This is a genomic window from Streptomyces cinerochromogenes (assembly GCF_014648635.1).
Lineage (GTDB): Bacteria > Actinomycetota > Actinomycetes > Streptomycetales > Streptomycetaceae > Streptomyces > Streptomyces cinerochromogenes.
This window is the reverse complement of record NZ_BMRM01000005.1, coordinates 43,431-58,393: the sequence shown is the minus strand read 5'-3', so window position 1 is coordinate 58,393 and position 14,963 is coordinate 43,431. Positions and strand designations below refer to the sequence as shown.

At 74.5% G+C, this 14,963-nt stretch carries 14 protein-coding genes; 2 read left to right on the top strand and 12 right to left on the bottom strand.

Translation table 11 applies throughout. From position 1 onward, the window contains the following. Window positions 1–13 precede the first annotated feature (13 nt). From IEZ20_RS11385 to IEZ20_RS11335, 11 genes are all read right to left on the bottom strand, one after another. Window positions 14–439, bottom strand: coding sequence for a VOC family protein (locus tag IEZ20_RS11385; RefSeq protein WP_189297172.1), 426 nt, complete (start codon window positions 437–439; stop codon window positions 14–16). Between the two features lie 171 nt (window positions 440–610). Next, window positions 611–1,234, bottom strand: coding sequence for a DUF2238 domain-containing protein (locus IEZ20_RS11380; RefSeq protein ID WP_189297794.1), 624 nt, complete (start codon window positions 1,232–1,234; stop codon window positions 611–613). 125 nt (window positions 1,235–1,359) lie between these two features. Next, window positions 1,360–1,788, bottom strand: coding sequence for an SsgA family sporulation/cell division regulator (locus IEZ20_RS11375; RefSeq protein WP_189297170.1), 429 nt, complete (start codon window positions 1,786–1,788; stop codon window positions 1,360–1,362). Window positions 1,789–1,991: 203 nt separating this feature from the next. Beyond that, window positions 1,992–2,963 (bottom strand): LLM class F420-dependent oxidoreductase, encoded by a 972-nt coding sequence (locus IEZ20_RS11370; RefSeq protein ID WP_189297167.1) that lies wholly within the window; start codon window positions 2,961–2,963, stop codon window positions 1,992–1,994. A 50-nt stretch (window positions 2,964–3,013) separates the two neighbouring features. Continuing rightward, entirely contained in the window at window positions 3,014–4,594 is a 1,581-nt protein-coding gene (locus IEZ20_RS11365; protein WP_189297165.1) for a protein kinase domain-containing protein, read from the bottom strand. Window positions 4,595–4,653: 59 nt separating this feature from the next. Then, window positions 4,654–5,613, bottom strand: a complete 960-nt coding sequence (locus IEZ20_RS11360; RefSeq protein ID WP_189297791.1) for a threonine/serine dehydratase family protein — start codon at window positions 5,611–5,613, stop codon at window positions 4,654–4,656. Window positions 5,614–5,715: 102 nt separating this feature from the next. Beyond that, window positions 5,716–6,741 carry a polyprenyl synthetase family protein gene (locus IEZ20_RS11355; protein WP_189297163.1) on the bottom strand — a complete coding sequence of 342 codons (1,026 nt, stop codon included), beginning with the start codon at window positions 6,739–6,741 and terminating at the stop codon, window positions 5,716–5,718. Further along, the gene (locus IEZ20_RS11350; protein WP_189297161.1) at window positions 6,738–7,778 is read right to left on the bottom strand and encodes a tetratricopeptide repeat protein; all 1,041 of its coding nucleotides are present in this window, start codon (window positions 7,776–7,778) and stop codon (window positions 6,738–6,740) included. Before IEZ20_RS11350 ends, IEZ20_RS11355 begins: the two co-directional genes overlap by 4 nt. Before the next feature lie 164 nt (window positions 7,779–7,942). Beyond that, a complete protein-coding gene (locus IEZ20_RS11345; RefSeq protein WP_189297159.1) occupies window positions 7,943–8,617 on the bottom strand; it encodes an AIM24 family protein in 675 nt (224 codons plus the stop codon). Between the two features lie 126 nt (window positions 8,618–8,743). Next, window positions 8,744–9,589, bottom strand: a complete 846-nt coding sequence (locus IEZ20_RS11340; protein ID WP_189297157.1) for a dioxygenase family protein — start codon at window positions 9,587–9,589, stop codon at window positions 8,744–8,746. A 38-nt stretch (window positions 9,590–9,627) separates the two neighbouring features. Further along, a complete protein-coding gene (locus tag IEZ20_RS11335) occupies window positions 9,628–10,566 on the bottom strand; it encodes a helix-turn-helix domain-containing protein (RefSeq protein ID WP_189297155.1) in 939 nt (312 codons plus the stop codon). A gap of 130 nt (window positions 10,567–10,696) precedes the next feature. On the opposite strand from IEZ20_RS11335, the gene IEZ20_RS11330 reads away from it, so the two are divergent. Both IEZ20_RS11330 and IEZ20_RS11325 read left to right on the top strand, forming a co-directional pair. Beyond that, a complete protein-coding gene (locus tag IEZ20_RS11330; RefSeq protein WP_189297153.1) occupies window positions 10,697–11,680 on the top strand; it encodes a LysR family transcriptional regulator in 984 nt (327 codons plus the stop codon). 231 nt (window positions 11,681–11,911) lie between these two features. Beyond that, the gene (locus tag IEZ20_RS11325; protein WP_189297151.1) at window positions 11,912–13,270 is read left to right on the top strand and encodes a carbohydrate-binding protein; all 1,359 of its coding nucleotides are present in this window, start codon (window positions 11,912–11,914) and stop codon (window positions 13,268–13,270) included. 126 nt (window positions 13,271–13,396) lie between these two features. Here the strand turns inward: IEZ20_RS11325 and IEZ20_RS11320 are convergent, their stop codons facing one another. After that, on the bottom strand, window positions 13,397–14,650 hold the full coding sequence (locus tag IEZ20_RS11320; protein ID WP_189297149.1) for a serine hydrolase domain-containing protein: 1,254 nt from the start codon (window positions 14,648–14,650) through the stop codon (window positions 13,397–13,399). Window positions 14,651–14,963: the final 313 nt, after the last annotated feature.

Genomic DNA, 14,963 nt, shown 5'->3' with positions numbered 1-14,963 from the left:
CGAAGGAGAGGCCCTACGGGCGGACGTAGGGCCGTGTCATGACCTCCATGTTGTGCCCGGAGGGGTCGGTGAAGTAGGCGCCGCGGCCCCCGAAGAGGCGGTTGATCCGGCCGGGTTCGGTCAGGTGCGGGTCGGCGTAGTAGGTGACGTCGAGCGCCTCCAGCCGGGCGATCACGCCGTCGAAGCCCTCCTCGGGCACGAGGAACGCGTAGTGCTGCGGCTGGATCGGCTCCTCGCGCTGCTCGTAGAAGTCGAGCGTCACGCCGTTGCCGAGGTCGACGGGCAGGAACGGCCCGAACGGGGCGGCGACCGTCAGGCCCAGGACGGCGGCGAGGAACTCCGCCGACAGCCGCCGGTCCCGGGCGAGGACGGCGGTGTGGTCGAGCCGGACGGCGGCGGCCGGGGTGCGGGTCGGGGTGTGCTGTGCGGTGGACTGCATGGGCGGGTGTGTCTCCGGTTCTGAGGTCCGTGGGAAGAGGCGCCCGAAGCGGGCGCCGAGGCTGGAACTCGGAGACGACGGCGGGCCTCTCGCCCGCCTCGCGCTCACGCCGAGGCCGGGAACCTCACTCGTGTGTGGCCCATGGCCGACCCGGCAGTCACCCGGATGACCTTACTGATCATCGCGGGCCGGTGCAACGCCCGTCAGCGCGCGCAGCCGGCGGTCGTGCACCCGGCTGAGCAGCAGCAGGGACAGCACCGCCCCGATCAGGGCGCAGAACATGTCCCACTGGGTGTCCCACACATCGCCCTGGGTGGCGAGGAAGGCGTCCGCGCCGTGCCCGCCGATCTCCGCCGCCAGCCACTCCAGCAGCTCGAAGCAGGCGCTGAAGGCCAGGCAGGCGCACACCGTGAGCGGCGCCAGCCAGCGGCTGCCGCGCAACGGGGAGGTACGGCTGAGCAGTTCGCGGACCAGCACGGCCGGGACGAAGCCCTGCACCAGGTGCCCGAAGCGGTCGTACGGATTGCGGTCCAGGCCGAAGGTGTCGCGCACCCAGTCGCCCGCCGGGACCTCGGCGTAGGTGTAGTGCCCGCCGAGCGCCAGGACCAGCGCGTGCGCGGTCAGCAGCCCGCACAGCAGCCCGGTCAGCGGGAAGCGCCGCCAGGCCAGCACCACCAGCGGCAGTCCCACCAGCGCCCACACCGTCTCCAGGAACCAGGTGGCGCGGTCGCGGGCACCCCACGCCGACACGGCCAGTCCGACGGCCACCACGCCGGCGAAGAGGGCGGGCGGCACGCGGCGTGGCGCGCGGAGCGGGGCGGGGTGCGCTGCGGTCACGGCGGGCTCCTTGAGGGCGGTGTCGAGGGTGTCGTAGGAGCCCCCATCGTGGTGCCCGGCCCGGCCGGCGGGCATGAGTACGGCTACTCAGCCGTGGAGAGGATCTCCGCCAGCAGTTCGTCCACCGGGAGCCGTTCGCGTCCCGGCGGGACGATGCGCTGGGTCTCGCGCAGGAACGCGGCGACCGCCGGTGCCCAGGCGAGCACCACCGCGTGGTGCCGGCCGCCGTCCGGCCGGGCGTCCCCCAGGAACTCCAGGCGCAGCTCCTGCCACAGGCCGGTGGCCTCCGGCCGCATCCGCACGTCGCCGACGCCGACCGGCCGTTCCAGGCCGTCGCAGAGCATCTGCCGGTCCAGCCGCCAGCGGGCCAGCACCCGGCCGTCGTGGGTGAAGACGGCGGTGACGGCGAACGGGTCGTCGGCGTCGTAGCTGAGATGGGCCAGCACCGGACACCGCCCGGTGCCGTGGGCGAGGAGCTGCACCACCAGGGTCTTGTGCACGAACGAGTTCACGCGGGGGGCCTCCGGCAACAATCGGCGTAGGACCCTCTAGTACCCCCGTAACGCCCGGGATGCTCACCCGTCGGACTGATTCTCCCTGTTCCCCTGGTCACCACGGGCTCCGCGCGGCGCGGCCGGACAGCCGCCGACCGCCTGCCGCAGCCCTCAGCGCGAAGGTCCGGCCGCCAGGCGCTGTCAGCGCCTGGCGGACCCCGTCAGGCGAAGGCCTCCCGCAACGCCGGCAGCAGGGTCTTCGCCGACCAGTCCAGGAACTCCGGCTGTGCGTCGCCGCCGATCTGCACCAGGGCCACCTCCCCGAACCCCGCCTCGACGTAGGGCCGTACGGCCTCCACGAAGGCGTCCGGGTCGTCGCCGCACGGGATGGAGGAGGCGACGTCGTCCTCGGTGACGAACTGGGTCGCGGCCTCGAAGGAGTCGGGGTGCGGCAGTTCGGCGTTCACCTTCCAGCCCAGGCCGAACCAGCGGAACTGGGAGTGGGCGCGCTTGATCGCCGTCTCCCGGTCGGGATCGTAGGACACCGGCAGCTGGCCGACCCGGGGCTTGCCGCTGCCGCCGTGCCGGTCGAACGCCTCCAGCAGGCCCGCCTTCGGCTCGGTCGCGATCACCAGGTCGGCGAGGTGCCCGGCGAGCTTGCAGGACTGGTCGCCGGAGACGGCGATGCCGATCGGCGGCGCCGTCTCCGGCAGGTCCCACAGCCGGGCCGACTCCACGTCGTAGTGCTGCCCGTGGTGGGTCACATGGCCGCCCTCGAACAGCGCGCGGATGATCTGCACGGCCTCTTCGAGCATCTCGTGGCGTACGTCCACCGGCGGCCAGCCGCCGCCCACGACGTGCTCGTTGAGGTTCTCGCCGGCACCGAGTCCGAGCCGGAAGCGGCCCTCGGACAGCAGCTGCACGGTTGCGGCCTTCTGCGCCACGACCGCCGGGTGGTAGCGCAGGATGGGGCAGGTGACGTAGGTCATCAGGGGGATCCGCGAGGTGGCCTGGGCGGCGGCGCCCAGCACGCTCCACGCGTACGAGGAGTGGCCCTGCGAGCGCAGCCACGGGAAGTAGTGGTCGGAGATCACCGAGAAGTCGAAACCGACGTCCTCGGCCCGCACCACGTGGTCCACCAGGTCCCGGGGGCCTGCCTGCTCGGTCATCATCGTGTATCCGATTTGCACCATAAGAAGCGAGTCCCCGGCTCGGCGGCCGGAAAACGGACTTCGGGCGGGGGTCACTCCCGCGGGGTGCGGAACGTGTCCAGGAACGTCGTCAGCGCCAGCCGGTTTCCCGCGTCGTCCCAGGCCGTGGCGGGGGTGGTGAAGCGCAGGGAGAAGCCCCGCGTCCCGCCCAGCAGGAAGCCCCGCCCCAGGGTGTGGGTGCGCGCGTCCCCCGAGCCGGCGAGCCACTCCAGGTCGGCGGCCCGGTGGCCCTGGTAGGTGGTGGCCCGGACGGCGCCGACCCGGTGGTAGCCGGGCAGCCGCGAAAGCCCGGGCTCGACGTCGTCCCGCCAGACGGCGACCGGGTCGGGGCCGACGCGCTCGCTGTAGGTGACGGCGAGGGCGGGTGAGCCGCCGCCCCGGCCGAAGGTGACGCGGTAGGCGAGGTCGGACACCCGGGAGGTGGCCAGCCGCTTCCAGCCGTCGGGCAGCGCCACCGAGAACCCCTCGGGCGCGCTGTAGCGGCGGTAGCCGGCGGGCAGGGCGGGGGAGGGCGGGGCGCTTGGCGTGCCGGCCGGGGTGGAGGTGGGCCGGGTGGTGCCACCGGTGTGCCGGTCGGCGGGCGTGGCCGCGGCGGTGGCCCGGGGTGGCGCCCCGGCCGTGTCCGTGCCGGTCAGCGCGCCCGTCGCGGCCAGCGCCGCCACGGCCGCCGTGACCAGGGCCAGCGCGGCCCCGGCGGCCAGGACCCGCCTGCCGCGCAGCGGCCCGGCCAGGCGCACCCCCGCGTAGGCTCCGCGCAGCCGGGGCGCGGGGGCCGGCTGCCGGTCCGCGTCGGTCTCCTCGGCCAGCGCCCGGGTCAGCGCCTCCCGGACCACCTGCCGGGTCAGCCGCTCCCGGGGGTTCTTGCGCAGCAGCCCCTGCACGGCCTGGGTGAGCGGGCCGGTGCGCAGCGGGGTGCGCAGCGGCAGCCGGTCCACCGCCTTCAGCGTGGCGTCCGGCCGGCCCCGGTCCCGGAACGGTGGCCGGCCCTCGACCATCGTGTAGAGCAGCGCGCCCAGCGCCCACAGGTCGGCGGCCGGTCCGATGCGCTCGTCGCGGGCCTGCTCCGGGGAGGCGTACGACGGTGCGGTGAGCCGCGGCACCAGGGTCGCGCCCGCCAGGCCGAACCCGGTGACGACGACCGGACCGCCGTCGCGCACGAAGACCTGCCCGGGGCTCAGTTCGCCGTGCGTGATGCCCTCGTCGTGCGCGGCCTGCAGCACGTCCAGCAGCTCCAGGCCGAGCCGGGCCGCCCGCACCGGGTGGAACGAGCCCTCCCGGGCGAGGAGTTCACCGAGGGGCGTGCCGTCGACCCACTCGGTGACCGTCCACAGGGTGCCCGCCTCCACCACGGCGTCGACGACCGCGGCGACCTGGCCCGGGCGCAGCAGCCGCATGGTCTCGGAGGTGCGCACGACCCGCCCGGTGACGCGCCGCGCGGTGTCCTCGGTCGCGGGATCCGGCAGGGCGGTCTGCGCCACCAGGCGGGGCTGCTGAGCCGTCACGTCCTCGGCGTACCACCACAGCCGGTTCGTCTCGCGGGCGAAGACCTCCAGGAGCCGGTAGCGTCCGGCGACCAACTCGTGTGCGGAGACGTGCGCCTTGACCATGGTCATCCCTCGCTGAACCCCTGCCTCGTCTTTCCCAGAGGTACGCGGGGCGCGCGGGGGAGCGTTCAAAGAATCCCGAAGCGGTCGGCCCAGCCGGCCAGTTCTTGGGGTGTCGTGTTGCCCCCGCACACCACGAGCCCGAGCCGGACGCCGTCGCCGACCCGCTCGACCACCCGCCGGGCCGCCGGCAGCAGACAGCCCGCGGCCGGCTCGGCCCACACCTTGGCGTGCTCGGCGAGGTCCAGGCAGCCCCGCACCGCGTCCCGGTCGGACACCACCAGCACCTCCTCCACCAGCGCCGACACCCGGTCGTACGTCAGCTGCGAGACCGAGGGCGCGCTCAACGTGGTGACCAGCGAGGACAGCGGCACCGGAACCGGGCCGCCGGCCTTCAGCGCGCCGGACATCGCCTCCGCGCCCTCGGTCTCCACGCCCCACACGCGCACCCCCGGGCGCCGGGCGCGCAGGGCCGCCGCGACACCGGCGATCAGGCCGCCGCCGCCCACGCTGACGACGACGTCCGTCAGTTCCCCGGCGTCCTCGGCCAGTTCCAGCCCCACCGTGCCCTGTCCGGCGATCACCACCGGGTCGTCGAAGGGGTGGACCAGGGTCAGTCCCTCGTCCCGCAACCGGTTCACCAGCCGGAAGGCGCTGTCCATGCCGTCGGTCAGCCGCACCGACGCCCCGGCGTCCTCGGCGAGCGCGATGGAGCGCGCGGGCGCGGTGCGCGGCATGACCACGGTCGCCTTCACGTCGAGGGCCGCGGCCATCACCGCGAGCGCGATCCCGTGGTTCCCGCCGCTGACCGCGACCACGCCGGCCGCCCGCTCGGCCCCGCTCAGCGACAGCAGTTTCGCCGTGGCCCCGCGGGCCTTGAACGAGCCGGTGCGCTGGAGCAGTTCGAGCTTGGCGGTGACCGGGACGCCGAGCAGCGCGCCCAGGCCGGGGCTCGGCACCGTCGGCGTCCGTACGACGTGTCCGGCGATCCGCCGTGCGGCGGTTTCGATGTCCGGGATATCCGAGATGGCGGTCACGGTGCCTCACCCTTCCGGCGCGGGTCGGGAACCACGCCGTTCGCACCTTGGCCCGCCGGGACCCGCCAGGTCAACGCCGCCTTCCGGGCACGGTCACAGCGCGCGGCCCACCAGCGACTCCAGCAGCTCCGCCAGCTCCCCGGCGGCCCCTGCGGCCAGGGGCGCGGCGGTGAGCAGCTTCCGCGCGGCGGCCGTGTGGACCCGGGCCTCGGCCAGGGCCGCCGCACGGCCCCCCGCCGCCTCGATCAGCGCGGCGGCCTCCTCGGCGTGCGCCGCGGAGCCGAGCAGCGCGGGCAGCCGCCGGGCCGCCGGGGAGCCGAGCGCCGCCAGCACCGGGAACGTCTTCTTCCGCTCCCGGAGGTCACCGCCGACGGGCTTGCCGGTGACGGCCGGATCGCCCCAGATGCCGAGCACGTCGTCCACCAGCTGGAAGGCGACCCCGAGGTGCCGTCCGGCCCGGTCCAGCACGGCGGCCGTGTCCCGGGACGCCCCGCCGAGCGTGGCGCCGAGCGCGACGGCGCAGCCCAGCAGCGCGCCGGTCTTGCCCTCCGCCATCGCCCGGTACTCCTCCGGCGTCACCCGTTCCGGGCCGGTCCAGGGCCGGGCCGCGAACAGCAGGTCGTCGGCCTGCCCGCGCACCAGGTCGGCGAGGGCCGCGGAGAGCAGCCGCACCGCGCCGGGCCCCTCGGGCGCGGCGGCGAGGGTGTCCACCGCCAGCGCGAACAGGGCGTCCCCGGCCAGCACGGCCGGGCCCGTGCCGTAGGCCCGCCAGACGGCCGGGCGGCTGCGCCGGGTCGCGTCGCCGTCCATGATGTCGTCGTGCAGCAGCGAGAAGGCGTGCACCAGCTCCACGGCGACCGCCGCCGGGATCCCGGCCCGGGCGTCGGCGCCCGCCGCCTCGGCGCCGAGGACCGCGAGGGCCTGCCGTACGCCCTTGCCGCCCGGCGCGCCGGCGGGCGCACCGCCGACCTCGCACCAGCCGAAGGAGTACGCGGCCATCTCGGCCGTCCAGGGGTGCAGCCGCCCCACCGCCGCCCGCAGCTCCGGCCGGACCAGCTCCCGGCACCGGGCGAGGACGTGCCGGGCGGACTCCCGCACCGGCGAGACGGGCGCCGTCACCGTACGGCCTCCGCGTCGAGGGCGAACTCCCGCTGGGCCCGGGCCACCATCTCCCGCGCGTGCCGCAGCCCGCTGCGCTCCAGGGTCCGGGCCAGGTCGGCGAGTTCGGCGACGGTCTCGGCGTGGTCGCGGCCGAGCCGGGCGAGGGACTTGGCGAGGCCCAGCCGGGAGAGCGCCTCGCCGCGCGGTTCGCTCATCGTCCGGAACTCGCTCAGCGCCAGCTCGTACCGGTCGCGGGCCTCGGCGTAACGACTCGCCCGGTACAAGACATTTCCCTGCATTTTGTGATTGTAGGCGAGCGCGCTGGAGAGGTTCATCTCCCGGCAGGTGGCCTCCGCCTCGGCCAGCAGCTCCAGCGCCCGCTCCGTGGCGCCGTCGCGCACCGAGAGGACGTCCGCGAGCCCGCGCAGCGCCCAGGCGTGCCCGCGCCGGTCGTCGGCCCGCTCGGCTATCTCGGCCGCCTCCTGGAACAGGGCGTAGGCCTTGTCGTGGTCGCCGGTGTTGCGGTGCATCTGGGCGATGCCCTCCAGAGCCCATACGGTGTGCCGGGCCTCGCCCCGCTTGCGGGCCTCGGCCAGCAGCTGCTCGTGCAGCCGGCCGACCGCCGCGTAGTCGCCCTGGATGCGGCCGGTCTCGGCGAGGCCGGCCAGCGAGTAGCCGCGGACGACGACGTCGCCGCCCCGCTCGCCGAGTTCGGCCGCGAGTCCCAGCAGCCGCCAGGCCAGCGGGAACGCCCCGCGCTGCCGGGCCAGGGTGCCCCCGCTCCACAGAGCCCAGGCCATGGCGGCGGTGTCGCCGGCCTCGCGGGCGGCGCGGTAGCTCGCCTTCCAGGCCCGGTCGGCGTCCTCGACATGGCCGAGCCGCCGGTGCGCCTCGGCGACGGCGAGCCCGCAGCGCGCCGCCTCGCCGGGGTGTCCGGCCCGCTCGGCCTCGCGCAGCCGCTCGATGCCCTCGGCCAGCACGTCGACCAGCGAGGAGTTCACGGAGAGGGTGGTCAGGGCGCCCTGGTACTCCGGGGCGAAAGCCTTGCCGTACATGTGTACCCTTCTACACACGCTGTGTATACGCGGGGGGTATACACGACGTGTATAGCGTCTCGGAAAGGTGCCCCGGCCCAAAGGGCCAGGGCTCGGTCTGTTGTCGATCAAGACGCGGGTACGGCGCCCGGGGTTGCCCGGCGCCACGGATCACGTGTGAAGGTTCAGTGCTGGTCCTTCTGAGGCGTCAGCTCGCTCGGGCGCACCACCACGTAGCCCTCGCCGCGGAGCATCAGCTGCACGGCCTCACCGGAACCGCCGCGCAGCATCGAGCCGATGGACTGCGAGCGGTGCAGCGAGGTCTCCAGGTGCGCGGTCCAGCCGACCACCGCGTCCGTGTCGACGTACACCGGTGCCTGCGCGGACACCGGGATGACAAGAGGGTTGCCGTCGCAGACCAGGCCGAGCCGGCCCTGCCCGCTGAAGACGCTGTTGAACAGGCCGCCACCGGCGATACCGGAGCCCTTCACCGTCTTGATGTCGTACGACAGCGAGGCGTCGAAGCACAGCACGTTGCGGCCGTTGACGGTGAACTGGTCACCGGCCTCCACCTCCACGATGAAGCAGTTCTGCGCCTCGTGCGCGAACCAGGCCTCGCCCTGCCCGCGCACCGCCATGAGGGGCAGTCCCTCACCGGTGACCGCACGCTTGAGCATGCCGCCGACGCCCTGCCCCTTGCGCTCGAACCTGAGGTCACCGCGGTAGGCGACCATCGCGCCCTGCCGGGCGTACATCTCGCCGCTCACCGCGTACTTGATGCACTTGGCGTTCTCGACGGACATCCCCGGCTCCACGGCCGGCCGCACCACGTGCTGACTGGAAAAGAGATCACCCTTCATGCGGGGCATGGTGTCCCGGAAGGTGACGTTCCGCCAAGATCACGGAACGAACCGGACCCTCCGGGGCGGGTGCCCGTCCGCCCGTGCCGGCGCTCGCCGTCCGGCACGGGCGGCCCCCTCCTTCCGTCAGGCGGCCTGCCACAGCGCCGGAACCGCCGGGGGCTCCCAGCCCGGCTGGGCCGTGTGCGGCTGGAGGCAGACGTAGGCGCGCGCCGCGTACGTGACCCAGTCGCCCTTCCGGTACGCGGTCCCCGGGGTCCAGGTGTTCTCCGGCGAGGAGGGACCGGGCCCCGGGCCGGGGTCCTGCGGGACGTCGAGGACGAAGTCGAACGCCGCCTCCCGGCCGCCACCCCCGTCGCGCACCGTCATCAGCAGGCGGGAGTCGAAGAGGGTGTCGGTGTTGTTGCGCGGTTCGTTCGGGAAGTACAGCTGCGTGGTCAGGACGGGGCGGTGCGGCGCCTGCACCTTGACGTGGAGGTGGCGGGTCCGGCCCGGATACAGGCCCGGCACGATCGTGGTCAGCGCGAAGGAGCCGCGGGAGTCGGTGAACTGGTGGCCGCGCAGCCGGAAACCGGTGTTGTCGTACGCGCCGTTGGTGTCGGCCTGCCAGAAGTCCAGCAGGACGCCCGGCAGGGGCAGGCAGGCCCGGCCGAAGACGTATCCGGTCACGGTGAGCCGGGTGCCCGGCAGGCCGGGCTCCAGCAGACTCGTGCGCTCCGGCGAGTTCGGTCTGAAGTAGGGGCCCTCGATCTGCTCCGGCGTGGGGTCGTCGCCGTCGTCGCACGGCGGGGTGAGGCCGGGCGCCGTGCCGCCCGGGACGAACGTGCGGGCGAGCGCCGGGCCGCCGATCAGGGCGACGGGCACCGCGGCGGTGGCGGCGAGTGCCGCGCGCAGCACCGTCTTGCGGTGGACGAGCCGCTCGGACCTCGACTCCTCCTGCGCCCCGGCACCGTCCCTGCCTGCTCCGTCCATGTCTCCTCCTCGTGGGGGGGGTGGGATGCGCAACGAAACTAGGCGCGCGCGGGCGGGACTTCGATGGACTGGTCGTGGTGGCTGTGGTGTTTTCGGAAGTCACCGGGGCTGCTGCCGGTCTCCCGCCGGAAGAACCGGCTGAAGTAGGCGGGGTCGGCGAAGCCGGTGCGGGCGGCGACCTGCCGCACCGACAGCCGGGTGTGGGCGAGCAGCTGCTGTGCCTGGTACACGCGGGCCTCGATCAGCAGCCGTCCCGGCGGACGGCCGGTGGCGGCCCGCACCGCCTGGGCGAGGTAGCCGGGCGTCACGCCGAGCCGGCTCGCGCACTCCCGCACCGTCCACCCGGCCGCCTCCGGGCGGGCGATCAGCCGCGTGAACTGCTCCGACACGGCGGCCGGCCGGCCCGGCGCCCGCGGGTCGCGGCCGTCCGCGCCGGGCCCGGGCAGCCGGGCGGCGCGTACGACGAGCACGTGGAGCAGCGAGCGCAGGACGCTCTCGTGGCCCGGGGCGCGCTGCCGGTGCTCCGCGACGAGTTCGGCCATCAGCCGTCCCACGGACCGGTCGTGTTCGGGGTCCAGCGCGAACCAGCCCCGTTCCCCGAGCCGCCGCAGCACCTCGCGGTCGCCGGGGTGGTCGACCAGGAAGTCGTCGGTGAACAGCGCGAGCGTCCCCTCCGGGCCCTTGCCGCCCTCCCAGTGGTGCACCTGCCCGGGCACGACCACGGCCAGGTGCGGGGGCCGGAGCGGCCACCGTGCCAGGTCGACGACGTGCGTGCCGGAACCTGCGCTGACGTGGATGATCTCGTAGAACGTGTGCCGGTGCGGACGGCCCCACCGGGACAGCGGCCCCACCGCCTCGAAGGAGCCCGCGGCGAACGGCGGGTCCCCGGGCCCGGCCACCTCCAGCCGGTGCAGGGGCACGTCCCCGGCAGCGGTCGGCAGGCCGGGGGTTCCCGGTGGGACGGTGGTGCCGCGCATGGCTCGTGCTCCCCTCCTCCGGGCGAGCCGGACGGACTCGCCGCTTCTCTCACGGGCATGGGATCACATACCGCACTCTGGTCTGTACCAACCTCTTGCCCCGTGCCCTCCGGCGCCGCAAGCTCCCCTCATGGAGCTGGAGTTGCGGCATCTCAGGACCCTTCGGACCATCGCGGAGGCAGGCAGTCTGACCAGGGCGGCGACGGTGCTCGGGCTCGCGCAGCCCGCACTGAGCGCGCAGCTCAGGCGCATCGAGCGGACCCTGGGCGGCAGCCTGTTCGAACGGGGCCGGCACGGGGTGCGGGCCACCCCGCTCGGCGAACTGGTCCTGGAACGCACCCGGATCGTGCTCCCCGCGGTCAGCGAACTCCAGCAGGAGGCCGCCGCGTTCGCCCGCGGGCGTCGGGAGGGGGAGCGGCTGCGGCTCGGCGGCACCCACGGGCCGCTGCTCGGCGCGCTGGTGGACCGGCTCGCCGACGCCGCCCCCGGCACCAGCCTGACCACCCGTGCCTCCTGGTCGGAACGGGAACTGGCCGGGCTGCTCGCCGACGGGCGCCTGGACTTCGCCCTCGCCGGTGCCTGCGGCTCCGCGGCCCCGCCCGACGCCACGCACCTGACCTGGGAGGAGATCGCCGTCGACCCGGTCTTCGTCATGCTCGCCGACACCCATCCGCTCGCCCGCGGGCGGGAGGTCGACCTGGCCGCGCTCGCGGACGAGGCGTGGACGTGCGTCCCGGGCGACGGCTGTTTCGGCGACTGCTTCACGGCGGCCTGTGCCCGGGCCGGCTTCACCCCCCGCCGCATGTACGAGACGGACACCGCGTCCTGCGTCCACCTGGTGCAGGTGGGCCGGGCCGTGGGGCTGTGCCGGGCCACCTTTCCGTCGACGCCCGGCCTCACCACCCGTCCGCTCGCCGGCACCCCGCTGGTCTGGCGGCACCTGCTGGGCTGGTGCCCGGCCGGCCAGCGACCGGGCACCGCGGCCACGGTGCTCGCGGAGAGCCGCAAGGCACACGAGGACGCCGCTGCGCGCAGCGACGGTTACGCCCGCTGGCTCGCGCACCACGGGGAACCGGCGGCCACGGCGCACCGCCGCACCGGGCGCGCGTCCTGACGGCGTCGAGCGGCCACGGCGCACGGCGGTACCGGGCGCACGGCCATACCGGGCGCGCGTCCTGACGGCGTGTGTCTTGAGGGCGCGCGTTCCGACGGGACGCGGGCGGGGCGCGGGCGGGGCCGCGCGGCCGCCATAACACCGGGGCAGGGGGTCGGCTGACGTCTTACGGGCGCGGGCGGGTGCTCCGTACGGTTTCCGGCACTCCACCGAATCCGAGGAGACCTCCCCATGCTCCAACGACACCTCAGAGCCGCGTGCGCCGCCGCCGCGGCGGCGGGTGCCCTGCTCGTGGCCGGGCTCAGCGGCTCCGCGAGCGCCCGGCCGTCCGACCTCCCGGCCGCGCCCACGGCGGCCGAGACGCTCCGCACCGACGCGGCCCCGCCCGCCCTCCTACGGGCCCTGGAACGGGACCTGGGCCTGAACCGGCAGCAGGCCGAACGCCGCCTGGCCAACGAGGCGGAGGCGGGCGCCACCTCAGGCCGGCTGCGGGCCGCGCTGGGCGCACACTACGCGGGCGCCTGGGTGCGCGGCGCGGAGTCGGACACGCTGACCGTCGCCACCACGGACCCGGCCGACGTGCCGGCGATCCGGGCCCGGGGCGCCACCGCGCGCGTGGTGGACCACTCCCTGACCACGCTCGACGCGGCCAAGGCACGCCTGGACCGGGTCGCCGCCGAGCACGCCACCACCGCCGCCCCGGTCTGGTACGTCGACGTGCCGGCCAACGCGCTGGTGGTGCGGGCGGTACGCACGGACGCCGCACGCTCCCTGCTGGCGGCGGCCCACGTCGACGCCTCCCTCGTCCGCGTCGTGAAGTCCGCCGAGCACCCCCGTCCGCTCTACGACCTGCGCGGCGGCGACGCGTACTACATCGACAACAGCAGCCGCTGCTCGATCGGCTTCCCGGTGACCCGCGGCACCCAGCAGGGCTTCGCCACGGCCGGCCACTGCGGCCGGGCCGGCAGTGCCACCACCGGCTCCAACCGGGTCGCGCAGGGCACGTTCCAGGCGTCCGTCTTCCCCGGCAACGACATGGCGTGGGTGGCGGCGAACGCCGACTGGACGGCGACGCCGTACGTCAACGGCTCCAGCGCGCAGGTCACGGGTTCCACCCAGGCCACGGTGGGCTCCTCGGTGTGCCGTTCCGGTTCGACGACGGGCTGGCACTGCGGGACGGTGCAGCAGCTCAACAGCAGCGTCACCTACCAGGAGGGCACGGTCACCGGGGTCACCCGCACCTCGGTGTGCGCCGAACCGGGCGACTCGGGCGGCTCGTTCCTCTCCGGCAGCCAGGCACAGGGCGTCACCTCGGGCGGCACGGGCAACTGCACGAGCGGCGGCACCACGTACTTCCAGCCCGTCAACCCGATCCTCCAGTCGTACGGCCTGACGCTGAAGACGACCGCGACCGGTCCCGGCGACCCGGGTGATCCCGGTGACCCGGGCGGCACCTGGTCGGCCGGCACCGTCTACCAGGCGGGCGCCACGGTGACCTACGGCGGCGCCGCCTACCGCTGCCTGCAGACCCACCAGGCCCAGCCGGGCTGGGAGCCGCCGAACACCCCCGCGCTGTGGCAGCGGCAGTGAGCGGCTGAGCCCGAGAACCGCCGTCCGCCCGGACGCTCCGGACTCCCCGGCCGGACTCCCCGGCCGGAGGGCCCGGGCGGACGCCCCGCGCGGAGCGTCCGGGCGGACGGCACGAGCGCGCGGTCGCTAGCCCCCGGCCGCCCCCGGCTTGCCGCAGAACGCCGACTCCAGGGCACCGGCCAGCGTGTCCAGCACCTTGCCGTTGTTCGACGTGTTGACCACGGCCGTGAGACTGCGCCCGCCGTCCTTCGTGCTGAACGCGTAGGTGTAGTAGCCCTGCACCGCCCCGGTGTGCCCGTACACCGACACCCCGCAGGTCAGGTCACGCCGCCGCAGCCCGAGCCCGTACGCCGTCGTGCTGTTCACCTTGGTGAACCGCTCCATCTCCGCCAGCCGCGCCGCGGACATCAGTCTGCCCTCGAGCAGGGCGCTGTAGAAGACGTCGAGGTCGTGCGCGCTGGAGATGATCGCCCCCGCGCTCTGTGCCCAGGACACCGTCTGCGCGGTCGCGTCGACCAGCGGCGCGCCCGCCGTGTCCGGCGTCAGGTACCCGCGGGCGTACCGGCCCGGGATCGCGGTGTCCGGATGGACGTAGAAGGTGTCGTCCAGCTTCAGCGGTTCGATGATGCGGTTCTGGTACGCCGTCCGCACCGGCTGCCCGGTGAGCTTCTCGATGAGCAGTCCGGCGACGACGAAGTTGGTGTTGGAGTAGGAGTAGGCGGCGCCCGGGGCGTTGGTGCGCGGCTTCTTGAGGGACAGGGCGACCAGCTGACGGTAGGTGAAGACCTTCTTGCGGACGGCCTCGAAGCCGGAGACGCTGCTGGCGAACATGTCGTTGCTGTAGTCGTACAGCCCGCTACGGTGGCTCAGCACGTGCCGGACCGTGATCCGGTCGTCCGGCAGCAGCCCCGGCAGGTACCGGTTGACCGGCGCGTCGAGCGAGAGGCGGTGCTCGTCCACGAGCTGGAGCAGCACGACGGCCGAGAATGTCTTGGTGACGCTGCCGACGCGGAACCGGTCGTCGGTGCTGATGGCCCGCCGCGTGGCGCGGTCGGCGACACCGTGGGTGACCCGGTAGGTCCGGCCGTGGTCGTCGATCCGGGCCAGCGCGCCCGGCGCGCCCTGCGCCACCGCCGACTTCAGCACCGCGGCCAGCCCGGCGGTGTCGGGCGCGGCCAGCCCGGTGGTGCCGGACGCGCGCAGTGCCGCGGTGCCGGACGCGGGCAGCGCCGCGGTGTCGTGCGCGGGCGGCGGCGCTGCCGCCCGGCCGCCCGGCCCCTCGGCGTCCGGCCCCCCGGTCGCGGCCCGCGCCGGGACCGCGAGCAGTGACAGCGCGACCGCTCCGAGAACCGCACCCCGCCCCACTGTTGCTGAGACCATCCCCTACCCTCTCCCTCGGTCAGGTTTCTGATGCGACATCGGTCACATTCCCCCCTGGGAACCTAGGGGACCAGGACACCGTCTCCACAGCCGACACACAGTAGGTCGTCCCGTGATCACTCTGTGGCGCCCATTCGTAAAGGATTGCCATAGAAGTTCGCGAAATGGATCATTCCGGCTTTACGCGCCCATGACTGATCCGCAAGGGTGGGCCACCGGGGGCGGACCAGCCCCTGTGGTGCCCAAAGGCGCCATGTCTCAAGGCGGTTGGGAACCCCTGCCGCCTTCGAACGAAGGAACCCTGATCAGATTG